Here is an 18,719-nt window from a genome sequence, read left to right as displayed (position 1 = left end):
GCCTCATGAGCGGTTACGTTTGCGCCATGCGACGTAATCCGCCGTCGTGGCAAATTCCTCCGGTTCAACCGGAGCGGATTTGCCGCCAACAGGCGAGATCGGCGCGGGCGCCTTCGATACGGGAGCGGGTTTCGCCTGACCGACCGTCGTTTCGAGACGGGCCAGTTCAAGCGCCATACGGAGCGGAGGAAGGGATAGCAGGCGCTCGGCTTCTTCGGGGTGCTGGCCGAGGTGATGAAGAACCTTGTGGCCGGCATCCATCGCCGTGACGGCCTCCAGGAACTCCGGCGATGCACCGCCGAGCATCTGGAAGGTGCGCAGCGATGCGTCCCAGTCCGGAAACTCGGTCTTGCCGGCGTCGAACACCTTGTTGCAGGCCGCATCGAACTTTTCCTGCTCGATGAGACGCTTCGCCTCTGCGCGGATCTGGTCCGCGGTCATCGGCTGCGCGTTGGGTGTCGCGGTATCCGGCTGGAGTTCACGCAGGCGCGCCTCGAGGGCTTCGCGCTGCCGCTTTTCCTCGTGCTTCTCCCGCGTGAGCTGATCGATGCGCCGTTGCACCCAATCGCTCTTGGGCTTTTCCTGCGGCTGCGGCTCGACTGCTGCTGCGGGTTGCTCGGTGCCCGATTCCGTGCTCGTTTCAGCGGGCTCGTGCGCCGGTTCCGGGGTTTCCGTCGTCGGCGGTACGGTGATTTCCGTCGGTACTGCGTTGTCTTCGGTTTGCATGGACGTATCCAAGGATTTGAGCCCGGTGATGCCGCGCCGGTACGGAAAGCAAAAAGGCCCGCTCCTTTCGGATGCGGGCCTTCGGGGAAACTGGAGGGGTCAGGCGTTAGCGCTGGCCGCCGATGATGTATTGCTCGGCCGTCGGCGTGATCGGGCTGGCGGTCGTGTTCACGTACTGGATCGCAAGCGTGTTCGCCGCGGAAACGCGCACGTTGCCGATCGACAAACCGACCTGATGCGACGGCTTGTTGACGTCAATCGAGTCGCCGACTTGCAAGCCCGGTACCGTGAACGTCTGTTCGGCGCTGGTGTTCGCGGCGACCTGCGCCGGCGTGAGCGTCTGCGTGATGCGATAGATGCCTTGGATCGGGGTCGTGGACCCGAGGTCCTGGAGGATGCCGGGATAGCTCATGTCACTGTCCTTGAGGTGCGGGCAAAGAAAAACCCGCACTTGGCGGGTTCTGGGGTGGCTGTTGCATCGGGTCGGGCGTCGGAGGTGGTGCGCCTTCCGGCGCGCCGGTTCCCATCATCTGCATCACGACCTGGGTCGCGACGTGCGCAACGATCTGCGGGTCGAGCGGTTGACCCAAGGCTGCGAGGCGCTTCGTTTCCGCGTCGTATGCCTTGATGTTCGTTTCCTGCGCATCCTTCCCCTGCCGCGCGTTTTGAAGTTCGGCGGTCAGGTGCTCGATCATCTGGCCCATCTGCGTCATCTTCTGCTGCATGTCCTGCTCTTGCGGACTCGGGCCTTCGCCGAGGATCTGCGGCGGAATCGTGCGGTGCAGGCGTTCCGCGACCTCATCGGCCATCGGGAAGTCGGCCGCCTTGAACAGCAGGTCGCCCGCCACCTTCATCAGTTCCTGATCCTGCCCCATGATCTGCGTGAGCGCATTGAACGCTTCCTGCCGGCGCGTCTCGTAATTCGGACCGACCTCAACCGTGACGTCGTAGCGCCCGATGCCCGGATTGAAGATCATCTGCACTTCGTCGGCGATCGTCGGATGCGGAGCCTGTTGCAGTGGCTGTTGCTGATCCGGATCGACCTGCGCGAATGTCTCGGTGCCATCTTCGCCGACGATACGCACCACGCGTTTCGTGTCGTAGATCTTCGGAATCAGGTCGATCAGCACACGGCCCGTATAGCGAATCGCGCGCGCCACGTTGTCGATGAAGTGGTACGTCGCGCGATCGCCCTGCCGCTGCCGCGCCTGGATTGCTACACCGGCCTGCGCGTTCGACGGCTGCCCGAACTGCTCCTGATACTGGCCCGATGCCATCATCAGTTCCTGCTGCGCGTTCTGCATGCCGGTCAGATACGCATTCGCGCCGACGGGCGGCTGTTCGCGCTGCGGGCGGTCGATCTTATTTCCAGCTTCGTCGAACGAGTTGTACGGCAGGTACGGCAGATTGTCCTTGTTCGCGTTCGCCCATTCGGATTCATAGCCCTCGAATGCTTCGGCCGGCCCGACGAACGGCGTCTTCGTCTGCAGCGCGATGTACTCGACGTTCGCCGACGACATGTAGTTGTACATGCGCTGCGCGTCTTTCAGGTTCCGCGTATGGCCCTTGCGCTCGACCTTTCCGTTGATGACGATTTCCTCGCCCACCACGCGCACGATCGGAATGTAGCGCCCCGCCCACGGCTTCTCATCGATGATCTTGTCGCCCGCGATCAGATACCACGTGATCTGCGGTTCGGTGATCTCGCGCTTCTGGATCGACGCATCCTTCTCGATCGCCGCGCGCTCATCGGCGTCCTCGATCTCCGACAGGCGCATCGGGCCATTGACCGGGTGATTCACAAGCTTGTCGACCTTCGCCGTCTTGCGGAAGTACTCGCACACGCGGATCTTGTTCTTGCTGATCCAGCCGTCGCTCTGCGTGTCGTCGCCGAACACGACACTCTGCGCCTCCTCGCCCGGATAGCGCGCCTCGTACTCGGCCTTCGTCATCTCCTCGAACACGAAGGCAAACTTCGCGTCCGAGCCGTCCGCCGACTCGATGTCCGGGTCGAGGAAGATCGTGAGCGGGTCTTTCACGCGCCGCAGGAAGATTTCCTGATCGAACGAGCCGTCGTGCGCGTACTCGCAGACGACTCGCCAATAGCCGAGGCCACCTTGTACCGCGAACTCGGTCGCGGTGTCGTACACGATCTCGGCGTGCGAGTTGTATTCGATGTGCCGCACGATGCCGTCTAGGATCTTCGCGATCTCGATGTCGGCGTCGCCGTCGACTGGCAGCGTCTTGACGCTCGGCTTGTTCTGCTTCGCGTCGTTGATGATTTGCAGGTTGTGCTGGCGGACCTTGTTGATCGTCAGGCACGGGCGTGCATCGCCTTCCCGCGTGGTGCGGATCTGATCCGGCCATTGCCATCCGTTGTCCGCGTCACCGTTCGAGAAACGCAGATCCTCGACAAAGCGCTGGCGAAACTCGGACTCGAACTCCTGGCACCGCTCGAAGCGCTCCTTCGCCTCGGCGACGATCTTCGCGCTCGGATCTTCTTTCGGTTTGCGGGCCATCAGCTCATCCAAGCGCCACCGCCCATCACGGAGCGGCGCACGACGGGTTGTTTCGACTTCACGGGCTTCGCTGCTCGGCGCGCACCTTCGCAGGCATAGCGCAGCGCGTCGATCACGTGGTTGTCCTTGTCCTCAAGGATCGGCAGCACGGCACCGGTCAGCTTGTCTTCCTTGTACTTGTAGAGCGTCAGCTCATCGATCAGGTGCTTGCAGCGCGGGTGAACGACGATGTCGAACGAGTTCAGGAACTCGACGCCTTCCTCGAGCGATTTCGCGCCCTTGATCGCGGCGCGGATCTTCGGGAAGCCGTGCTTCTGCATGTGGCTGATCGTCTCTGGACGTGCCGAATCGGCCGTAATCGGCCACTTCTCGGCCTCCGGGACGGCCATGAACAGCTCGGGCAGGTTCACGATCTCGCAGCCGACCTGATACGCCTCGTAGTCGACGTACAGACGGTTCCCGTCGATGTCGCAGCGGATCAGCACCGAGGGATCGCTCGCGAATCCCCAGTCGGCGCCCAGGCGGAAGATCGTTCCCTCGGGCCGCTCGAATTCCTCGACGCGCCAGTTCTTGAACACGCGCGCCTCGCTGCGCTGCTGATAGCCACCCAGCCATACGTGCGCGTATTTGTCCGGGTCGCGGCGCTTGTCGTACTCCATTTCCTCGTGGAGTTCGCGCGGTAGCCAGGGGTTGTCCATGAAGTTCGCCTCGACGACGATCGAATCCGGGGGCGGCTCGGCGCCGCGCAGCAGAACGTCGATCGGATCGGTCGGCTTGCTCGGGTTCCACCCGAACCAGAGTTGAGAACCGGGCTTGCGGATCGTCGGGCGCAGCAGCGTGAGACTTTTCTCGGACGCGTTCTGCGCTTCCTCGAACCACGCGCGGTCGAATCCCTCCAGCGACTTGATGGAGTCGGCCGTGTGGTTCTGCATACCCTCGAAAATCGTGACGCCACCGTTGCGCGACATGATGCGTCGATCCTGCACCTCGAAATAGTCGCCCGCGTTGAACGCAGCGATCTTCGCTTCGAGCAGCTTCTTCACCGAGAACTCGAGCGACTTCAGCGTCTCGCGCAGGCAGACGAAGTCGTACTTTTCCGAGACGTTTTCTTCCAGCCACAGCTCACCGAAGAAGTGCGATTTGCCCGATCCACGACCGCCGTGCGCGCCTTTGTAACGCGCAGGAGCGAGCAGCGGAGCAAATACCCGCGGCGTCTGGATTTCGAGGATGGTCATTTCGATTTCGGATCGATGATGCGGCGCTCGACGCGCTGGAACTGGATGGCACCCCCGTCCTTGCCGGCGTGCTCGTGGTCAACCTTGTCGCGCCACTTGGCCGGCTGCCGGTTCTTCAGCCAGAAAATCTGAGCCGTCACGTTGCCGGCGAGCGCGTTCCGGTAAAGCGCGCCGACGACGTTTGCGTCTGGCACTTCCTTCGCTTGGTCAAGCACTTCCCCAAACTCAGGATGCTGCTGCTTCCACGTGCGGATCGTGCGATCGGTCGTGCCGAAGAAGCGCGCGAGCTCGACATCGGTCGCGCCGAGCAGGCAGTAGTTCCGCGCGAGCTCGACGAACTCGGGCTTGAACTTGGTCGGATTGGCCATCACGCAATCTCCGCCACGAACCTGCGTTCGATCGAGCCGTGAACGCCGGTGTCGACCATTTCGACCGAAAGCCAATCCGGATCATCCGTGCGATCGGCCAGCACGTTGTAGCCGGGGTCGGCCACGACGCGCACGCGCTTGCCGTCGTTCGGGCTCGCCGGGCAGCAAATCACGTGCGTGGCTTCAGTGCGCATGGCGTTACAGCAGCTTCGCCAAGTGATCGCGCGCGACCGTGACCTCATGCGCGAACAGGTGGATGCCGGCCGCGATCTTGCGCTCGATCTCGGCGAGCATGGCGTCGAGCATCAGGAGGTGCGACGGGGCGTCAACACCGCCGCCGACTGCGGGCGCGTCAGCAGGGTTGAGGGAGTTCGCCGCTTGCGACCCGCTCGCGAGCATCGCAGTCGAGGCAGAGGAAGGAGAAACGTCCGTCGACGTGCCAGTAGCCGGTGCCTGAGCACCGGCGGCAAGCTCCCCCGCCGTGGCCGTGCCAGCCTCCGCGATCTGATTGATCTGCATAGGTACGACGTTGCGAGCCTGAATCTCGGCCAACTGCTCCGGCGTCCAGTTCGGGGCGTCGGCCGGCTCGGTGCTGCTCGGTGCTGCGTTGATATCGCTCATGTCATGCTCCGTTCGTTGATAGGATTGCTGCCGCCCGTCGCCAGCACGAGTTCCGGAATCCGGCGGAGACCACTGGCTTCCAATACGTCGACAGCTGCCGCGGTTCGCGCACTCACGGCTTGCGGAAGAATCACTTCTTGGCCTTGTGCTTCGCGGTGCGTTCACCGCGCTTCGGGGACTCGCCGAGCACCTTGTCGGCCTTGGCGTCGATCTTCGACTTCTCGCTCGGGGACATGCGGCCGGCGTTGACGGCCTGCGATGCGCGCGCCTTGGCGTTCGCCGCGTGAGCGCGATCGTTGACCGGATACGACCGATCCGGGCCCGCAAACGCCTTCGCAGGCAGCTTGTCGCGCTTCTTCGTGCTCATCGTCGCCATGGCATGCTCCAAAGCAAAAAGCCCGCTGGCGGATGCCAAGCGGGCTTTCGGGTGCTGAATTCGGTTTTCTGAGGGCGAACGACTCCCCCACGGCGCGGATTATAGGCTGCTGCTATCGGGTTTACAAGTGGGATTCATTGCGCCGTCTCGACCAGATCACGCGCCTCGAACATCGGACGCAGCAGATCCTTCGCCTGCGCATACTCGTCCGGCAGCGGAGATTGCAGCCGAATCGACGACCAGGAACGCGCTCCGCTGAACCGGTTGCGCATTTCCGTCTGAATCGCCACGCGGCCACGCAGATCTAGGCGCGACACGCATGCATCAACGGCCTCGCAGACCGCCTTGCGCGCCCGCATGTCAGCCGCATCAGCCAGATCTGAGGACTCGCGCCAACCGGCCCGGTATTCGCGGCACGCAGGATCGGCGCCCCCGTAGCCAAGCTTCGGGCGATACGAATCCTGCCAGTCATACCAGTCTTCGAGCAGGTCGTCGATTTCGTCGTTGCGATTCATGCAGACTCCGATTACGAAACGAGGAATGCGAATGCGGCGAAAAGCAAAACGCCACCTAACCATGCGCAACCAGCCAGACATCCTCCGAAGAACGCCCCTATCCATGGTCCCGTGCAGTAATCCTGACGTCCTTTGTGAGCCCCGATTGCGATTCCGACCACCAGCACAACGAGCAACGTGAGAATCCCGATCTTCATCGCAAGAACTTCGCTTGGCGTCACGTTCGGATGCAGGTATAGCACGCATTCGGCATATGACTGTGAACGCGCCACATCTGCCGTCGTCTGGTTGTACGAGGTGATGTCGGCGATACAGCGCGCGGTATGCGCCTCCGCTTCTGCGCGAGCTGCGTTGGCTGCAGCAATGCTTGATTGCGTCGATGCCATGAGGGCGATGCTGACAGCTGGCATGAATGGCTCCGGATCATGTGGGGAATCGCCCGTCTCGCACGAGCCAGCGGCCGAGTGCGCATCGGCGTAGCGTGGTGCTCAGAATGCCGATCGCTGCGCGTCGAATTTGGCGCTGCGCACGGCGATTACGAAGATGTGCCCGATAACCATCATGGCGGGCAGCCAGACGCGGTCGAAGTACACCGCGAGCACGAAAGCGATCGCGCACGTCATCAGCATCGAAGTCACGCTACGAAGCCGGATCGGATTCTTCTCGATCGGCTTCTTGTCGAGCAGCGAGCCGAGCAAAACGAACCAGGTCAGCGCGGTCACGAACCAGAGATAGCCGACGGCTACACTCAGTGAGGCATCCGACTGGAAGGTGGCCGCAGCCCACAGCAGGGCCGCGATGAAGGCATTGATGACGAAATTCATGCTGCTCTCCGGTTGTGCTGCTGGTTGTCGCGCCAGTCGATGAACGGCCGGCGCAGGAACTGGTGGAAGCGTTGCTGCGCCTGAGCGTCGGTCGCGAGCTCGCGGCGGCTGTCGATCTCGCATATCGTGCGGATGAAATCGGCCGCCGTGTCGACGTCGACTTCGCGCGGCGGTACCATCCATTGCGCGACCCAGGCGCGGAACTGCGGATCGCGCGGGAGCATGCCGGCGAGTTGGACGAGGTTCATCGATCGCCCCACTCTTTGAGCTTCAGCACACGCCGCTCCCACGCTTCGAACGCGAGCACTGCGGTTTGCCCTCTGCAGGCCGCGCCTCGACCTACGCAGCGATAGAGCCCACGATGACGATCGATATGCGGAATGTCAGCGGCCATCTTTCGCTGATACCGATCCTCCGCGATTCGAAGTGGCATCAGCAGCGCATCGACCCTCGCGAGAGTCGGGGCCACGCGCTCGGCATAGCTCGGGGAGGCCGGAGCGCAGAAACCTTTGATGATTCGAACGACGCTCATGTCAGATGCCTTTGCGCCCATCGCGCGATCAGGATCGCGTCGGCGCGGCCGTCGTGTTTAGCCAGAGGGCAGAACGCCTGTCCGTACAGCTCGCGCGCGATGCGCAAGCTTTGGCGCTTCGTGTCCTCGGTCTCGGTGCGCTTGATGCCGTAGAAGCCCTGCCACGTGCGCGGCGCGACGACCTCGACCGCGTAGCCCGTCAGCTCGCACACGGTCATGATCACTGCCTTTGTCGCTTCGAGGGATGCCATGGTCTGCACGGATCCGCCCGCGAAGGTGTTCAGCGCTTCCATGACGACGATCACGCTGTCGCTCGCGGGGATCAGGTCGCGCAACGTGCGCTGCAGCACATGCGGGTCAACCTCGTTGCGCACCTTGCCCGTGCCCTGCTTCTTGCGCGTCGGCATGTCCGCGATGCGCAGTGCGCCGTTGTGGTCGAGCGCGGCGAGCGCGCCGGAAATGCCCGGGTCGATTCCGAGGATCAGCATGCGCCCTCCTGCTTTTGGGGCGGAAGGATGGCTCCGCAATCGCACGGGCCGTTCGGATATGCAGGCTCGTTGTGGACTGCGCAATCGCTGGCGTGAATCGGCGCGCGGAGGTTCCAGGCTTCGATTGCTTCGGTGCCCGTGCGCCGCATCGGCCCTTCGGCCTCGCAATGGAGGCATGCGACCGCAAAGCCGTCTGTCCACATCGGGAACAAGCGCGCCTTCAACCCGCAGAACGGGCACGGCAGCAGTTCGCGCGCGGGCGTAGTGGATGCGTTCATGCTCGCGCTCCCTCGTATTCGGCAACGCGCCGAGCAGAAGCACGCTTCGCCGTTTCAAGGTTTTCGCGGAGCACCTTTGCGTTCTCGGCCATCTTCTGCGCGAGCCTTTCGCGAGCACTCGGGATTCCGCCGACCATTGCGCGCAAGCGCGCGAGATTGCTTTCGGCCACTGCGGCATCGAACGGCTCGTCTGGAGCCGCCAGCGCCGGAACAATCGCCTGAGCATGCGTCAGCGTCAGCCGCCCGGCACGGACCGCATCCGCGACAGCTCTTTCGCGAAGCTCAGGGTCATAACCGAGCGACGTCAGCCATTGCGCCGGCGCGCTATTGGCGCGGTTCCGTTCGACGATCCGCTCGTAGGCAGCCTTGAACGCCATGCGCGCGCCCACCTCGTCGCCCCCGTCGAGCACCGAGGTAGCGACCGAAAATGCCTCGGCGCACTCCTGCGTCCAGACGACCGTATCTCGCTCGTCGCGGCTGCGCAGCGCGATAGCCCATGCTTCGTTGGCATCGGGGCGGCCGTCGGACTCGCGCGGCAGGCGCAACACCACGTCGGCAGGCATCGGCGGGAACTTGCTCTCGCGCATATGCGCCGACAGCGCTCCGCGCACCTGCTCGATCGAGTACGGCTCGAGCACCGTGAGCCAGAGGTCGATCGATTCGAACGGCGGCAGCGGCTTGAGCAGCGTCGAGTAGCAGAGGTTCAGCAGCTTCACGAACTCGGGCTTGTCGGTGGGTCGCATGTCAGCGCTCCATGTCAAAGGTCATCGGGTCGGCGGGGGCGCCAGCATCACGCGCGAGATACGCGGCGACGAGCGCGTCGTTTTGGGCGGCCACGCCGTTCGCGGGGCCGACCTGCGGGCGCGGCGGCGTCACGTCGTTGGCGATGAATCGGTCGATCTGATCGGCGCTACGCAGGATCAGCGCCAAGCCGTTGTACTTCTGGCTCCGGTCGTTCTGGCCCATGTTGTGCGGCGTGAGGCTGCATCCGCGGATTGCACGGCAGAGGTCGCGTGGCGAATAGCCCATGCCAAGCGCGTCCCTGATCGCCTTGCGACGCTTGTCGTCGAGTTGCGATCGAGGCGAATCCATGACGCGTTGCCAGTAGCCAAAAATCTCGGCGACCTCGTCGATTTCTTCGGCGTCAGCTTCGCCGCCTTCAAGCGAGAGCGACAGTGTTGTTGGCTCACTCTCTGGCTCTGGCTCTGGCTGTGGTTCTGGTTCAGGCTCTGGTTTTCGATAGGCTTTGCGACTGGTATCGAAAGGGTTTGCAAAGGGTTTGAATTTGGCCAGTTTTTCGGCGCTGAACCTGGGCTCAAATTCGGCGATAGCCCAAGCCAGTAAAGGCTTTGCGCCGCAATCGTTCGGGATCTGATCGAACAGCTTCTCGGCTGCTTTGACGACGTTCGGGTTTTCGGGCTGATTCCACTTCAAAAACTTGTGGATAACTAGCCAATTTGACCCTTCGGAAAGGGTCGCCCAACCCTTTCGATACAGTTCGGCAAACCCTTCCATAACCCTTTGCAAAGGCCATTTGAGGTCATCAGAAACGTATGCGGGAGGAATGCGAAAGCACCCCAGCATGTTCGAATGTGGGCTTGTCAGAAGGTAGGCCGCGAGCGTACGGCCGTCTTCTGTCATCGACCGAATATCCTGGCTCGTCCAGAACGACGAGTGGATCTTTCCGTATTCACGCACGGAGGTCCTCCAGCTTGATGCAAGTGCCGTCGAGTTGACGCAGCACCACGGTTTCTTCGAAGCAGTCACGGCCCGGGATGCGGTACGTCTTCCATCCCATGTCAGCGAGGATCGCGTCGCGCCGAGCGTCTTTCGCGCGATCATGAAATGCCGCGCCGTCGCACTCGAGCGCGATCTTTCGAACTGGATCGGCGAAGTCGACAACGAAACGGCCAACGGGAAACTGCGGCCAAAACGGCAGCCCGTAACATCGGATGTCGCTCCAGATGGCGGCTTCGATGGGGGTAAAGAGAGCGGCCCAATCGGCAATGACGTATGGATCGCACGGGGGCGCCCACGATTCCTCCCCGCGCTCTACTGCAGCGGCATAAAGCCGATAGTTGTGGCGGAGTGCCGAGAACCAGTCAGTCCAGTTGCCGCGCACAGGACGCATTTGCGCCTGCAATTCGAGGGAGCGAAGCATGTCGCCCAAGAACTGGTCGGCGAAGCGAAATCCTTCCGGCTTACCGGTGAGGTTATTCGGGAGGTCCATCAGCACCACCTCCACGCACCACCAAACGCGAACCAGATGACGGACGCCATCCAGGCGTCGATCCAGAGATCAATCACGGGCGTTCTCCTTGCGCACTGGGGCCGCTTCGGGCTGTTGCCGCTCGATCATCCAGAGGTCGTCCGCGCGGTACGCGAGTCGATCGCGCGGTGGGTCGCGGAACACGAACAGGAACCGGCCATCGTCTTCGCCGAGGTACTCCATCGGTCGGCCGAGCTTCCGGATGAACAATTTGCCGACATCGCGGGGTGTGAGCTTCATGCAGCACCCCGCTGCGCGAATGCTTGCTGGACGAACTCGCCGATCGCCTGCTGACTGAGCCGGCGATATTCCTCGACGGCACGCCGCTCCTGCACCGCGAGCCACTGTCGCGGGTAGTCGCAGCCCGTGAACATACAAAAGCGATCAAGCTTCGTCGCAGGGAACGGGCGGCGACCGGCGATCAGATCAGCGAAATGCGGATAGTGGATGTCGCAGTTGCGCGCGAGCGTCTTGCGGTCGAACCGGCGCAGGCCGAGCTCAAGCGCACGCTCGAGGCACGCCTCAAACGTCATCGACTCGATCTCCTGATCCGGCAGCGTCGCGGCCTGTACCCACGGCGCAAACATCCTGAATTCGGTCTGGTTCATACGAAAAATCAATCGTTACCCAGTTGATTACCCACTTGCTTACCCAGTTGGCCCGGGCTCGAAATAAAAGCCGGGTATCGCCCGGCTAGCGTTGTTAGGCGCGGAGTTTCATGCGGGCACCTCGCTTGAGCGTTCCGCAGATTTCGCACTGAAGTGCTGCGCATGGAACGCCGCAATACGGTTCCAGTAGGAGGCCTTGGTATCGGCGATCTGGCCGGACTGGATGCGGCTGATTGTGGCTTGGGGGATGCTGGTCGCCGCACCGATCTTGCTCTGGCTTACGCCATCTGCCGTCAGCTCGTCGACCAGTTGCTTGGCGGGCTTCATAGGACGCTCCGTGGTCTGTTGGAGCGTATTTTATACGTTTTCGTATTGAAGTAAATCTATTTCGTATAGAGGCTTGTGGGAATCTATGCAAATACGTATTTTTCCGGGCATGACCGCTGACCCCACCTTGCTCGCCTCAAATTTGCAGTGGCTGATGGACCGCCGCGGCCTCAACGGGAATTCGCTCGCTGAGGCGCTTAACAACCGGCCTCCACAGCCTACGATTCATCGCATCTTGATCGGCGAGAGCCAGACCCCCAGGGACCCGACGCTGCGGCCTATAGCCGATTATTTCGGCGTATCAATCAATGATCTTCGGTATATCGATCTGAGAAAGATTCAGTCAGAATCCAACATTCGTCCCGCGGCGATCGGGACGAGGCGCATCCCCCTACTGAATAGCCGGGAGGCGGTAAAAATGACTGAAGCTGTTGGCTCATCTTCGAGGCACGGGGCATCCGATTTCCTGTTGACAGATCTCGATCTTTCCGAAGGCGCCTTTGCGATCGAGGTCGAAGACGACTCGATGACTCCCGAATTTAGTCCGGGCGATCGAGTAATTGTCGACCCGAACTTGCATCCGCGACCAGGCGACTATGTCGTAGCTGCTACTGGAGAGGAAATTGCGACATTTAAACGTTACCGAGCGCGAGGCAGAAACGATGCCGGCGAAGAAGTCTTCGAACTGGTTCCCATGAACCCGGATTACCCCACTATCAGTAGTGAGCAGCGCCGAGTGAATATCATTGGCGTGATGGTCGAGCACAGGCGCTATAGAAAACGGTGATCGCGCATCTCTATGCTTGCGGGATCCACAACAAAAAAGGGGAATAATGCAATGAGGCGCCTGCTTGTTGCGGCGATGATGGCGACTGCATGTGCGCAAGCCGTCGCAGCTGATGGAAACGAACTTTACGGGTGGCTAACTTCACCGGATCCTATGATTCAAATGAGGGCGCTGGGATATGTCCAAGGGGTCCTCGATCAGGATCATTTCTCAGGGGAGGCAGAGAAATTCCTTGTTGCGAAAGGAGCTCCCGCAAGCCCAATGAAACACGCCTGTCGCCCGAATGGGCAGACGGGGCAACAGATCGTTGACATCGTGCGTCGAGAACTTGAGAAGCACCCTGAAGACAGAACTGAGCCAGGCGCACAAATCGTCTGGGGAGTCTTTGTCACCGCCTTTCCCTGTCGCTCCTGACGCACACATCATTCGACTCAGATTCAACAGTCCCGCGGCGAGCGGGATTTTTTTTGCCAAAATTTATACGCTTTCGTATTGACTATCCAATACGCTTTCGTATAATTGCCTCAACGTCACCTCCGACACCGAGGCCACCATGCTCCACCACCACCCGATCACCCCGCGCGCGCTGCCGTCGGCTGCTGACGTCTTCGCGTTCGAGCTGAAGCAGCGAATCTTGGCGAACGGCGCACGTCTGGCCGTCGCGTTCGACGACAGCGGCGCGCGCATGCAGAACGCGATGTGCCGCGCGCTGTTCGACGCGACCGGCGAGGCGTTCGTCGCTGGCTCGTTTGTGCACGTGGGGGTCTGAGATGTTGCGGCCCACCACCACCGAACGCGCGGCCGACTTCTGGTCGGATCGGCAGCTGCAGCAGGCGGACGATGCGGCGCTCGCCGAGTACGACCTCGGCAGCAAAGCCGATGACGCGGTGATCGACCAGTTCGACAAGCTGCCGATCGACTGCGCTCAGGGTCGGGCAATCATGCTGGCCCTTGATCGTGGCGACTACTACTCAGCGTGCGAGATCTTGCTCGACGCTCGCAAGGTATTGCGAGACGAAATTCTCGCGAAGCTTCGCAAGCCGAGCGCCCCGAAGTTCAAGAACGTCAGCTGCTCGCAATGCGGCCAGACGTTCGGCTCGGGGAATGAGGGCTTCAGCCTCTGCCGCGACCACATCGGGCGCCGCGCTGTTCGCCTCTGGGACGAGGCCTGACATGCAGCTCTTCATCAAAACCGTCCTGATCGGCCTCGGCCTGTTCTTCGCGTTCGGCATCGGCTACGAGGTAGTCGATCGCATCCGCACCGCGATGAAGGACATCGAGAACGACGACCACCACCGCGGCTGAGCCGCGCACTGACCAACGCAACACGAAGGGAAACGACGACATGAACGTCATCACCGAAACGCTTGAGCAAGACGGCAGCCAATGGGCCGCAGTTGTTGAAGTTCAAGGCGTCGTGTACCGAGCCAGCTACGTGAACAACAAGCTGAGCTGCGGTCTTGGCCCGTACAAGCACAACCCGCGCCGTCCTCGCTGGGCCGAAAAATCGGTTCGCGAGTGGGCTGAGAAGCAGGTCGCCAAGCTTTCTCCGGAATGGATGCAACTTCACCGCGAGTTGTACGCATGAAGGTGATCGCCATGAAGGCCGCTCGCAAGGCGGCCGAGCAGCGCAAGCACCGTGACACGGTACTCGATGCGTTCGACCGACTTGAACACGCCGACAAGCGCACGAAGCGCGAGCAGGCCGCCGATGTTCGGCGCAAGGCGCGCAACCAGTTCTAACAACCGTTCCCGCTACAGGAGAAAGACCGTGCAAAACGAACAACTAGTGAAGCAAGCCCGCGAACTGGCTGATCGATTCGACTCCATGTCGGACACCTATGCAGCATCGGACGACCGATTCGACGCGATGAAGCTCCTTCGCGCACTTGCCGAGATCGTCGAAAAGGCAGTCTGACCAACCGCGCCCGCTACGGCTGCCAATCACACCACACCGAGGGACCACATGGAAAAGATCAACGACGGCGGCCCGGCGTTTCCGGGCCCGGATCAGGCCGAGCAGTCGGCCGACATTCACGAAGGCATGACGCTCCGCGACTACTTCGCGATCCGGGCTCCGGAACCGACCAAGGAGCGTATGGACTGCGAACGTCGATATGACCAGAACCGGAATCCGTACAACGACGCCCACAAGCCAAAGCTTCGTTCCGACGTCGAGATTCGCTGCGATCTCGCATACGAGTACGCCGATGCCATGCTCCGCGCCCGAGGTGCGGCATGAACGAGATCAAGCACACGCCGGGGCCGTGGGAAATCGACACGATCGACAACTGCGGGGAATACGGTGACGGCGGTCCGGACACGTCGACGGGCTTCAAGTCGTATGCCGTCTATGACGCGAAGGGGCGCGTTCTATTCGACACGCTCAATTCGGATGCAGCGGAAATCCACGAGCAGGGGTACGACCTTGATCACTACGCATGGGATGAGGTCGGAAAGCAAAACCTGACGCTCGCGCAGGCATCGCCCGACATGGCCGAGATCCTCGAAATCATCGCGGCCGACGCTGACGCGGGAACGATCCTGCTGACCTCCGGCGTACGACTCGCCATCGACGCAGCGCTGATCAAGGCCGGCCGCAAGGCTGCGCCGGAGCCGGTGCGGCACGTGACGATTGCGGGAGGTGCGCGATGAGCACCAATGAGAACGGCGACGACCTGCTCGACATGGAGTTCATCAACAGTCTGCCGCAGCCGTTGCTCGCTCGGCAGTACGGCAGCGGTGACAGGTGGTGGTGGCCTGTGAATGACATCGACGTGCAGACCGGGCTTCTTCGCATCGATGTCTGCGGGAAACTCGATGTCCTGCACATCAGCGACGTCTATTTCTTTCGCGACGCGAACGGCAACGAGTACCACTCGGACGACTTCTACAGCGACTCCGATCGCGCCGAACTGGCGAAGAAGGCATGATGCGCGCCCCTCTCACCCGCCTCCCCGACTGGTTCCCGCTCGCGGTGCTCGGCGCGCTGTGGCTTATCGCGTCGGGCGTTGCGCCGGCTTATGAACTTCTTTCAGGACTCGCAAAATGACCAACGCGCAGCACACTCCCGGCCAATGGAAGTTTTCGCGGTGGGACGAATTCGGCGACACACGATTCTATGTTTCGCAACAGGACGGTGCGCCGTACACGCCGAACTATTCCGACGTCGCGACGGTGATCGCTGAGACGTGCTCTGGTGAACGTGTGCGCATTCAAGAAGCCAATGCACGCCTCATCGCTGCCGCGCCGGAATTGCTCGCTACGGCGCAGAAGCTGGTCGATATGTACGACGCACATTTTCGTCTGAACGATTACAGCGCGCTCGAAGTCTCGAAGCATCACGTCGACGAACTGGCCAATGCGTTCGAGGCTGCGCGTGCCGCTCTTGCCAAATCCCAAGGCGAAGCATGAACCCGATCACCTACCTCTGCGACGCCCTCGACCGTCTGTTCGAACGCAGCCCGGTCGCGGGAATCATCGTCGCGATCGTGATCGCAGCGGCATGCATGGTCACGATCGCTTTCCTCAACCAGGACGGAACGTCCATCACCACGATCAATGCGAGGTTCGCATGAGCAATGCCCTCATCGCCGTCACCAATGAAATTTACGGCGTCCGTGAAAACTTCGAACGCGTTACGGTCGATCGCTCGATTAACTTCGATCGCGAAGCCGGCTTCGCTGTGCAGATCTTGCAAGGCAATTCGTACTTGCTCAGTGTTGCCGAGAAAGATCGCGCCTCGATGGTTGCAGCGGTGACGAACGTTTCAGCGATCGGCATCAGCCTCAACCCTGCTAAGAAACAGGCATACCTTGTGCCGCGTGGCGGGAAAGTGTGCCTCGACATCAGCTACATGGGTCTGTTGGATCTGGCAATTGCATCAGGATCTATCCAGTGGGGGCAGGCCGAGGTGGTGTGCGAGGAGGACAACTTCACTCTGCGCGGATTCGACCAAGCGCCACTGCACGACTTCGCACCGTTCAGCAAGACGCGCGGCGCAGTCGTTGGCGTCTATGTCGTCGTGAAGACTGCATCCGGCGACTACCTGACCGACACGATGACGATCGCTGAGGTTCTGGCGATCAAGGCGAGATCGGAGACCGGCAAGAAAGATACCGGTCCGTGGAAGACGGACTTCAACGAAATGGCGAAGAAGACCGTCATCAAACGAGCCTACAAGACATGGCCGAAGACGGATCGACTCGATGCTGCGGTCCATCACCTGAATACCGATGCTGGCGAAGGCATCAACTTCGCCAACGAACGTCCGAACTATTGCGATCCCGACGTGCTGAAGGCATGGGTCGACAAGGCCAAGGCTGCTCGAACAGCTGAATCTCTCGCGAAGATTTGGCAGGACGGCTTGGCCGTCATCCGGCCGACGAAGGATATGCAGGCTTACGAAGTATTCAAGCAGACCGTCGCCGTTCGTGGCGAAGAAATTAAGCGCCGCGCCGAGCAGCGGAACAACGCTCAGGATGTAACTCCCACCGAACCGGCACAGCGAGAGCCCGGCGCCGATGACGAGCTCGAAGAGGATTTCCGGCGTCAGATGGCGGCTGAACAAGGGGGCAATGATGCAAGTCATTGAATGCGCCCAAGGCAGCGACGAGTGGCATCGAGCTCGCGCCGGTGTCATCACAGCCAGCATGTTCGGTGCTGCGAGAAAACGTCTCAAGGTTGGCCCGAACAAGGGTGATTACTCGTCTGAGGCGAAGGACTATGCATTCCGTCTGGCAGTCGAACGTATCAGCGGTCAGCCGCTCGACGAAGGTTTTGAGACGTGGCAGATGAAGCGCGGCCATGAGCTTGAGCCTGAAGCGCGCATGGAGCACGAAGCTCTCACGGGACTGTTCGTGAAGCGCGCCGGATTCGTCGTGACTGACGACGGGCTGTTCGGTGCGAGTGCTGATGGCCTGATCGATCCCGACGGCGGCAGCGAATATAAGTGCTTCATCGCTCCCGACAAGCTGCGCCCGATGTTGCTCGATAACGATGCGAGCGATGTGATGGAACAGGCGCAGGGCTGCATGTGGCTTTGCGGTGCGAAGTGGTGGCACGTCGGGCTGTACTGCCCTGCTCTTGCCCTTGTGGGCCGTCAGTTCACGTTGATCGAGGTTCGACGTGACGACGCTTTCATCGAGCGATTGGAGGCCGATCTAGTCGAGTTCTCCAGGCTTGTCGCCGCATACGAAACCCGGCTCCGCCTGCGCGCCGCGTAACCCGACATTGATGCTGTTCTACTGATTGAGGATGACGTGCCTGCGTACTACAACGAGCACGACCCATACGCCGCGCAGTGGATGCGCAACCTGATCGCCGCCGGACATATCGCACCCGGAGACGTCGACGAACGGAGCATTGAGGATGTCCGACCTGATGACCTGCGAGCCTACGATCAGTGCCATTTCTTCGCCGGAATCGGAGTCTGGTCGCACGCTCTTCGACGAGCCGGCTGGCCCGACGATCGACCTGTTTGGACCGGTTCCTGTCCGTGCCAACCTTTCTCCGCGGCAGGCAAAGGAGCTGGGTTTGATGACGAGCGGCACCTGTGGCCTGCATGGTACTGGCTCATCAGCGAGTGCCGCCCTCCAGTTATCTTTGGAGAGCAGGTTGCGAGCTCGGCTGTCGAGCCTTGGATCGACCTTGTACACGCTGACATGGAAGCGCTGGACTACCCCTTCGGGTGTGTCCCGTTTCCGTCTGCGAGCGTCGGCTCCCCGCATATCCGGGACCGGGCGTACTGGATGGCCTACGCCGCTCGCGAGCGACGCGCGCGGATCGGCCGGCGTCGGCAAGACCGAACTGCCGAACATGGTGAAGCTGGCCGGTTGGCCCACGCCGACCGCAGCGCTCGCGGACAAGGGCGTGCGATCGACGGAGGGCGGCATTCGCGAAGCGATGCGATCGCATGGGCCAGATCTGGCGGCGATGGCTTGCCTGACGGCTTCGAGCGAATCGAGCCAGCCGGCCCGACTAACGGCTTCTGGCGCGATGCTGACTGGCTCCTCTGCCGGGATGGAAAGTGGCGGCCAGTTGAACCCGGCACATTCCCGCTGGTTGATGGGTCTGCCGGCGGCGTGGGACGAGTGCGCGCCGATCAAGAACGCCTCGCCGCGCTTCTCCCGCGCAAAGACCGGGGCAGCCGTACAGGACGACTCCGAGGATATGGCAACGCGATCAACGCCGAAGCGGCCACGCAATTCATCCTCGCCGCGCAAGACATCCTGACTATCTGAGGAC

Annotated in this window: 37 protein-coding genes; 16 read left to right on the top strand and 21 right to left on the bottom strand. The window is 61.6% G+C overall.

Annotation, left to right across the window (positions count from 1 at the left end; genetic code table 11):
- Positions 1-3: 3 nt before the first annotated feature.
- The 21 genes from WJ16_RS07795 to WJ16_RS07705 form a co-directional block, all read right to left on the bottom strand.
- Positions 4-726, bottom strand: a complete 723-nt coding sequence (locus WJ16_RS07795; protein ID WP_069256565.1) for a dihydrolipoyllysine-residue succinyltransferase component of 2-oxoglutarate dehydrogenase complex — start codon at positions 724-726, stop codon at positions 4-6.
- Positions 727-832: 106 nt separating this feature from the next.
- A complete protein-coding gene (locus WJ16_RS07790) occupies positions 833-1,138 on the bottom strand; it encodes a hypothetical protein (RefSeq protein WP_069256564.1) in 306 nt (101 codons plus the stop codon).
- A gap of 1 nt (position 1,139) precedes the next feature.
- Complete coding sequence (locus WJ16_RS07785; protein ID WP_069256563.1) at positions 1,140-3,245, bottom strand: portal protein; 2,106 nt, start codon at positions 3,243-3,245, stop codon at positions 1,140-1,142.
- Complete coding sequence (locus tag WJ16_RS07780; RefSeq protein WP_069256562.1) at positions 3,245-4,480, bottom strand: PBSX family phage terminase large subunit; 1,236 nt, start codon at positions 4,478-4,480, stop codon at positions 3,245-3,247. Before WJ16_RS07780 ends, WJ16_RS07785 begins: the two co-directional genes overlap by 1 nt.
- Entirely contained in the window at positions 4,477-4,848 is a 372-nt protein-coding gene (locus tag WJ16_RS07775) for a hypothetical protein (RefSeq protein ID WP_069256561.1), read from the bottom strand. Before WJ16_RS07775 ends, WJ16_RS07780 begins: the two co-directional genes overlap by 4 nt.
- Positions 4,848-4,982, bottom strand: a complete 135-nt coding sequence (locus tag WJ16_RS35750) for a hypothetical protein (protein ID WP_257785860.1) — start codon at positions 4,980-4,982, stop codon at positions 4,848-4,850. Before WJ16_RS35750 ends, WJ16_RS07775 begins: the two co-directional genes overlap by 1 nt.
- A gap of 64 nt (positions 4,983-5,046) precedes the next feature.
- Positions 5,047-5,469 (bottom strand): hypothetical protein, encoded by a 423-nt coding sequence (locus WJ16_RS07765; RefSeq protein WP_069256559.1) that lies wholly within the window; start codon positions 5,467-5,469, stop codon positions 5,047-5,049.
- A 130-nt stretch (positions 5,470-5,599) separates the two neighbouring features.
- Complete coding sequence (locus WJ16_RS07760) at positions 5,600-5,884, bottom strand: hypothetical protein (protein ID WP_208606995.1); 285 nt, start codon at positions 5,882-5,884, stop codon at positions 5,600-5,602.
- A gap of 95 nt (positions 5,885-5,979) precedes the next feature.
- Positions 5,980-6,360 (bottom strand): hypothetical protein, encoded by a 381-nt coding sequence (locus WJ16_RS07755; RefSeq protein WP_069256557.1) that lies wholly within the window; start codon positions 6,358-6,360, stop codon positions 5,980-5,982.
- 11 nt (positions 6,361-6,371) lie between these two features.
- A complete protein-coding gene (locus tag WJ16_RS34720; protein ID WP_157126736.1) occupies positions 6,372-6,770 on the bottom strand; it encodes a hypothetical protein in 399 nt (132 codons plus the stop codon).
- 78 nt (positions 6,771-6,848) lie between these two features.
- Positions 6,849-7,184, bottom strand: a complete 336-nt coding sequence (locus tag WJ16_RS07750) for a hypothetical protein (protein WP_069256556.1) — start codon at positions 7,182-7,184, stop codon at positions 6,849-6,851.
- Complete coding sequence (locus WJ16_RS07745; protein ID WP_069256555.1) at positions 7,181-7,432, bottom strand: hypothetical protein; 252 nt, start codon at positions 7,430-7,432, stop codon at positions 7,181-7,183. Before WJ16_RS07745 ends, WJ16_RS07750 begins: the two co-directional genes overlap by 4 nt.
- Entirely contained in the window at positions 7,429-7,716 is a 288-nt protein-coding gene (locus tag WJ16_RS34715) for a hypothetical protein (RefSeq protein WP_157126735.1), read from the bottom strand. The genes WJ16_RS07745 and WJ16_RS34715 overlap by 4 nt, the downstream gene beginning before the upstream one ends.
- Positions 7,713-8,204, bottom strand: a complete 492-nt coding sequence (locus WJ16_RS07740) for a RuvC family protein (protein ID WP_069256554.1) — start codon at positions 8,202-8,204, stop codon at positions 7,713-7,715. Before WJ16_RS07740 ends, WJ16_RS34715 begins: the two co-directional genes overlap by 4 nt.
- A complete protein-coding gene (locus tag WJ16_RS35920) occupies positions 8,198-8,407 on the bottom strand; it encodes a hypothetical protein (protein ID WP_418219853.1) in 210 nt (69 codons plus the stop codon). Before WJ16_RS35920 ends, WJ16_RS07740 begins: the two co-directional genes overlap by 7 nt.
- A 71-nt stretch (positions 8,408-8,478) precedes the next feature.
- Positions 8,479-9,225, bottom strand: coding sequence for a hypothetical protein (locus tag WJ16_RS07735; protein ID WP_069256553.1), 747 nt, complete (start codon positions 9,223-9,225; stop codon positions 8,479-8,481).
- Position 9,226: 1 nt separating this feature from the next.
- Positions 9,227-10,123 (bottom strand): hypothetical protein, encoded by an 897-nt coding sequence (locus tag WJ16_RS34710; RefSeq protein WP_157126734.1) that lies wholly within the window; start codon positions 10,121-10,123, stop codon positions 9,227-9,229.
- Between the two features lie 49 nt (positions 10,124-10,172).
- On the bottom strand, positions 10,173-10,712 hold the full coding sequence (locus WJ16_RS07720) for an endonuclease domain-containing protein (RefSeq protein ID WP_157126733.1): 540 nt from the start codon (positions 10,710-10,712) through the stop codon (positions 10,173-10,175).
- A gap of 69 nt (positions 10,713-10,781) precedes the next feature.
- Positions 10,782-10,991, bottom strand: a complete 210-nt coding sequence (locus WJ16_RS07715; RefSeq protein ID WP_069256549.1) for a hypothetical protein — start codon at positions 10,989-10,991, stop codon at positions 10,782-10,784.
- On the bottom strand, positions 10,988-11,359 hold the full coding sequence (locus WJ16_RS07710; protein ID WP_069256548.1) for a hypothetical protein: 372 nt from the start codon (positions 11,357-11,359) through the stop codon (positions 10,988-10,990). Before WJ16_RS07710 ends, WJ16_RS07715 begins: the two co-directional genes overlap by 4 nt.
- Before the next feature lie 108 nt (positions 11,360-11,467).
- A complete protein-coding gene (locus tag WJ16_RS07705) occupies positions 11,468-11,686 on the bottom strand; it encodes a helix-turn-helix domain-containing protein (RefSeq protein WP_069256547.1) in 219 nt (72 codons plus the stop codon).
- Between the two features lie 109 nt (positions 11,687-11,795).
- On the opposite strand from WJ16_RS07705, the gene WJ16_RS34190 reads away from it, so the two are divergent.
- The 16 genes from WJ16_RS34190 to WJ16_RS33035 all read left to right on the top strand — a co-directional run bounded on the left by WJ16_RS34190 (position 11,796) and on the right by WJ16_RS33035 (position 18,715).
- Positions 11,796-12,473 (top strand): helix-turn-helix domain-containing protein, encoded by a 678-nt coding sequence (locus WJ16_RS34190; RefSeq protein WP_084636014.1) that lies wholly within the window; start codon positions 11,796-11,798, stop codon positions 12,471-12,473.
- Between the two features lie 12 nt (positions 12,474-12,485).
- Entirely contained in the window at positions 12,486-12,887 is a 402-nt protein-coding gene (locus WJ16_RS35915; protein ID WP_418219851.1) for a Rap1a/Tai family immunity protein, read from the top strand.
- 139 nt (positions 12,888-13,026) lie between these two features.
- Complete coding sequence (locus tag WJ16_RS07695) at positions 13,027-13,242, top strand: hypothetical protein (protein ID WP_069256546.1); 216 nt, start codon at positions 13,027-13,029, stop codon at positions 13,240-13,242.
- Position 13,243: 1 nt separating this feature from the next.
- Entirely contained in the window at positions 13,244-13,645 is a 402-nt protein-coding gene (locus tag WJ16_RS07690) for a hypothetical protein (protein ID WP_069256545.1), read from the top strand.
- Between the two features lies 1 nt (position 13,646).
- A complete protein-coding gene (locus WJ16_RS35745) occupies positions 13,647-13,778 on the top strand; it encodes a hypothetical protein (RefSeq protein ID WP_257785859.1) in 132 nt (43 codons plus the stop codon).
- A gap of 40 nt (positions 13,779-13,818) precedes the next feature.
- Complete coding sequence (locus WJ16_RS33040; protein ID WP_076605897.1) at positions 13,819-14,061, top strand: hypothetical protein; 243 nt, start codon at positions 13,819-13,821, stop codon at positions 14,059-14,061.
- Entirely contained in the window at positions 14,058-14,216 is a 159-nt protein-coding gene (locus tag WJ16_RS35245) for a hypothetical protein (RefSeq protein WP_167375367.1), read from the top strand. Before WJ16_RS33040 ends, WJ16_RS35245 begins: the two co-directional genes overlap by 4 nt.
- A gap of 28 nt (positions 14,217-14,244) precedes the next feature.
- The gene (locus WJ16_RS34705) at positions 14,245-14,391 is read left to right on the top strand and encodes a hypothetical protein (RefSeq protein WP_157126732.1); all 147 of its coding nucleotides are present in this window, start codon (positions 14,245-14,247) and stop codon (positions 14,389-14,391) included.
- 48 nt (positions 14,392-14,439) lie between these two features.
- Complete coding sequence (locus WJ16_RS07685; RefSeq protein ID WP_069256544.1) at positions 14,440-14,715, top strand: hypothetical protein; 276 nt, start codon at positions 14,440-14,442, stop codon at positions 14,713-14,715.
- Positions 14,712-15,128, top strand: coding sequence for a hypothetical protein (locus tag WJ16_RS34700; protein WP_157126731.1), 417 nt, complete (start codon positions 14,712-14,714; stop codon positions 15,126-15,128). Before WJ16_RS07685 ends, WJ16_RS34700 begins: the two co-directional genes overlap by 4 nt.
- Complete coding sequence (locus tag WJ16_RS07675; protein WP_069256543.1) at positions 15,125-15,406, top strand: hypothetical protein; 282 nt, start codon at positions 15,125-15,127, stop codon at positions 15,404-15,406. Before WJ16_RS34700 ends, WJ16_RS07675 begins: the two co-directional genes overlap by 4 nt.
- Before the next feature lie 115 nt (positions 15,407-15,521).
- Entirely contained in the window at positions 15,522-15,887 is a 366-nt protein-coding gene (locus WJ16_RS07670) for a hypothetical protein (protein ID WP_069256542.1), read from the top strand.
- Positions 15,884-16,051, top strand: coding sequence for a hypothetical protein (locus tag WJ16_RS35240; protein ID WP_167375366.1), 168 nt, complete (start codon positions 15,884-15,886; stop codon positions 16,049-16,051). The genes WJ16_RS07670 and WJ16_RS35240 overlap by 4 nt, the downstream gene beginning before the upstream one ends.
- The gene (locus WJ16_RS07665) at positions 16,048-17,067 is read left to right on the top strand and encodes a recombinase RecT (protein ID WP_069256541.1); all 1,020 of its coding nucleotides are present in this window, start codon (positions 16,048-16,050) and stop codon (positions 17,065-17,067) included. The genes WJ16_RS35240 and WJ16_RS07665 overlap by 4 nt, the downstream gene beginning before the upstream one ends.
- Positions 17,051-17,698, top strand: a complete 648-nt coding sequence (locus WJ16_RS07660) for a lambda exonuclease family protein (protein WP_208606994.1) — start codon at positions 17,051-17,053, stop codon at positions 17,696-17,698. The genes WJ16_RS07665 and WJ16_RS07660 overlap by 17 nt, the downstream gene beginning before the upstream one ends.
- 81 nt (positions 17,699-17,779) lie before the next feature.
- Positions 17,780-18,715: a DNA cytosine methyltransferase gene (locus WJ16_RS33035; RefSeq protein WP_076605945.1), complete on the top strand. Its 936-nt coding sequence runs from the start codon at positions 17,780-17,782 to the stop codon at positions 18,713-18,715.
- Positions 18,716-18,719: the final 4 nt, after the last annotated feature.

Origin of the sequence: Burkholderia metallica, assembly GCF_001718555.1 — a bacterium.
Lineage (GTDB): Bacteria > Pseudomonadota > Gammaproteobacteria > Burkholderiales > Burkholderiaceae > Burkholderia > Burkholderia metallica.
Note: the sequence above shows the minus strand (reverse complement) of the source record. Positions and strands in the feature narration are given on the sequence as shown.

Excerpts from the sequence above, each read along its gene's own strand:
- WJ16_RS07795 (WP_069256565.1), bottom strand. The coding sequence starts at position 726 with ATGCAAACCGAAGACAACGCAGTACCGACGGAAATCACCGTACCGCCG.
- WJ16_RS07790 (WP_069256564.1), bottom strand. The coding sequence starts at position 1,138 with ATGAGCTATCCCGGCATCCTCCAGGACCTCGGGTCCACGACCCCGATC.
- WJ16_RS07785 (WP_069256563.1), bottom strand. The coding sequence starts at position 3,245 with ATGGCCCGCAAACCGAAAGAAGATCCGAGCGCGAAGATCGTCGCCGAG.
- WJ16_RS07780 (WP_069256562.1), bottom strand. The coding sequence starts at position 4,480 with ATGACCATCCTCGAAATCCAGACGCCGCGGGTATTTGCTCCGCTGCTC.
- WJ16_RS07775 (WP_069256561.1), bottom strand. The coding sequence starts at position 4,848 with ATGGCCAATCCGACCAAGTTCAAGCCCGAGTTCGTCGAGCTCGCGCGG.
- WJ16_RS07765 (WP_069256559.1), bottom strand. The coding sequence starts at position 5,469 with ATGAGCGATATCAACGCAGCACCGAGCAGCACCGAGCCGGCCGACGCC.
- WJ16_RS07755 (WP_069256557.1), bottom strand. The coding sequence starts at position 6,360 with ATGAATCGCAACGACGAAATCGACGACCTGCTCGAAGACTGGTATGAC.
- WJ16_RS34720 (WP_157126736.1), bottom strand. The coding sequence starts at position 6,770 with ATGCCAGCTGTCAGCATCGCCCTCATGGCATCGACGCAATCAAGCATT.
- WJ16_RS07750 (WP_069256556.1), bottom strand. The coding sequence starts at position 7,184 with ATGAATTTCGTCATCAATGCCTTCATCGCGGCCCTGCTGTGGGCTGCG.
- WJ16_RS07745 (WP_069256555.1), bottom strand. The coding sequence starts at position 7,432 with ATGAACCTCGTCCAACTCGCCGGCATGCTCCCGCGCGATCCGCAGTTC.
- WJ16_RS34715 (WP_157126735.1), bottom strand. The coding sequence starts at position 7,716 with ATGAGCGTCGTTCGAATCATCAAAGGTTTCTGCGCTCCGGCCTCCCCG.
- WJ16_RS07740 (WP_069256554.1), bottom strand. The coding sequence starts at position 8,204 with ATGCTGATCCTCGGAATCGACCCGGGCATTTCCGGCGCGCTCGCCGCG.
- WJ16_RS35920 (WP_418219853.1), bottom strand. The coding sequence starts at position 8,407 with ATGTGGACAGACGGCTTTGCGGTCGCATGCCTCCATTGCGAGGCCGAA.
- WJ16_RS07735 (WP_069256553.1), bottom strand. The coding sequence starts at position 9,225 with ATGCGACCCACCGACAAGCCCGAGTTCGTGAAGCTGCTGAACCTCTGC.
- WJ16_RS34710 (WP_157126734.1), bottom strand. The coding sequence starts at position 10,123 with ATGACAGAAGACGGCCGTACGCTCGCGGCCTACCTTCTGACAAGCCCA.
- WJ16_RS07720 (WP_157126733.1), bottom strand. The coding sequence starts at position 10,712 with ATGGACCTCCCGAATAACCTCACCGGTAAGCCGGAAGGATTTCGCTTC.
- WJ16_RS07715 (WP_069256549.1), bottom strand. The coding sequence starts at position 10,991 with ATGAAGCTCACACCCCGCGATGTCGGCAAATTGTTCATCCGGAAGCTC.
- WJ16_RS07710 (WP_069256548.1), bottom strand. The coding sequence starts at position 11,359 with ATGAACCAGACCGAATTCAGGATGTTTGCGCCGTGGGTACAGGCCGCG.
- WJ16_RS07705 (WP_069256547.1), bottom strand. The coding sequence starts at position 11,686 with ATGAAGCCCGCCAAGCAACTGGTCGACGAGCTGACGGCAGATGGCGTA.
- WJ16_RS34190 (WP_084636014.1), top strand. The coding sequence starts at position 11,796 with ATGACCGCTGACCCCACCTTGCTCGCCTCAAATTTGCAGTGGCTGATG.
- WJ16_RS35915 (WP_418219851.1), top strand. The coding sequence starts at position 12,486 with ATGCTTGCGGGATCCACAACAAAAAAGGGGAATAATGCAATGAGGCGC.
- WJ16_RS07695 (WP_069256546.1), top strand. The coding sequence starts at position 13,027 with ATGCTCCACCACCACCCGATCACCCCGCGCGCGCTGCCGTCGGCTGCT.
- WJ16_RS07690 (WP_069256545.1), top strand. The coding sequence starts at position 13,244 with ATGTTGCGGCCCACCACCACCGAACGCGCGGCCGACTTCTGGTCGGAT.
- WJ16_RS35745 (WP_257785859.1), top strand. The coding sequence starts at position 13,647 with ATGCAGCTCTTCATCAAAACCGTCCTGATCGGCCTCGGCCTGTTCTTC.
- WJ16_RS33040 (WP_076605897.1), top strand. The coding sequence starts at position 13,819 with ATGAACGTCATCACCGAAACGCTTGAGCAAGACGGCAGCCAATGGGCC.
- WJ16_RS35245 (WP_167375367.1), top strand. The coding sequence starts at position 14,058 with ATGAAGGTGATCGCCATGAAGGCCGCTCGCAAGGCGGCCGAGCAGCGC.
- WJ16_RS07685 (WP_069256544.1), top strand. The coding sequence starts at position 14,440 with ATGGAAAAGATCAACGACGGCGGCCCGGCGTTTCCGGGCCCGGATCAG.
- WJ16_RS34700 (WP_157126731.1), top strand. The coding sequence starts at position 14,712 with ATGAACGAGATCAAGCACACGCCGGGGCCGTGGGAAATCGACACGATC.
- WJ16_RS07675 (WP_069256543.1), top strand. The coding sequence starts at position 15,125 with ATGAGCACCAATGAGAACGGCGACGACCTGCTCGACATGGAGTTCATC.
- WJ16_RS07670 (WP_069256542.1), top strand. The coding sequence starts at position 15,522 with ATGACCAACGCGCAGCACACTCCCGGCCAATGGAAGTTTTCGCGGTGG.
- WJ16_RS35240 (WP_167375366.1), top strand. The coding sequence starts at position 15,884 with ATGAACCCGATCACCTACCTCTGCGACGCCCTCGACCGTCTGTTCGAA.
- WJ16_RS07665 (WP_069256541.1), top strand. The coding sequence starts at position 16,048 with ATGAGCAATGCCCTCATCGCCGTCACCAATGAAATTTACGGCGTCCGT.
- WJ16_RS07660 (WP_208606994.1), top strand. The coding sequence starts at position 17,051 with ATGATGCAAGTCATTGAATGCGCCCAAGGCAGCGACGAGTGGCATCGA.
- WJ16_RS33035 (WP_076605945.1), top strand. The coding sequence starts at position 17,780 with ATGCGCAACCTGATCGCCGCCGGACATATCGCACCCGGAGACGTCGAC.